The organism is Morganella sp. HSTU-ASny43, from assembly GCF_022819185.1.
In the GTDB taxonomy this organism is placed as follows: Bacteria; Pseudomonadota; Gammaproteobacteria; order Enterobacterales; family Enterobacteriaceae; genus Morganella; species Morganella morganii.
In genome coordinates, this window is the sequence record NZ_WSPG01000092.1 from 1 (window position 1) to 417 (window position 417).

1 protein-coding gene is annotated in these 417 nt (G+C 31.4%); it reads left to right on the forward strand.

What is annotated here, in order from left to right:
• The coding region (locus GN208_RS17930; protein ID WP_243828526.1) for a hypothetical protein at positions 1-417 on the forward strand (417 nt) is incomplete at both ends.

Here is a 417-nt window from a genome sequence, read left to right on the forward strand (position 1 = left end):
CCTCATATTTTATAAACCATGGGTAACGAGTAAATTTTCTGTTAAGTTACTTTCAGTTATTACATTAATATCTTCACTCATTATATTAGGTATCGTTAATCAGCGCTTTTCAACCTCATTTGACACCTCGTTTGGTTCTAACTATAGTCGTATGGAATTCCTTAATCTAGGAATAACCCTTTGGAAATCATATTTTTACTTTGGCGCAGGCCCTGGTGAAAGTATAAATTTTCTTATTGCCAACGTGACAGAGAGCCAACCAGCCATGCACTTCGATATTTTATTAATTCTAAGTGAACTGGGTTTAATTGGTGTACTTCTTTTGTCATTGCTATTTATACAGTTAAAGAATTCTAAAAATATTATCATACTATCTGCTTTAATATTTCTAAGTTTACAAAACTCTATATACTATAC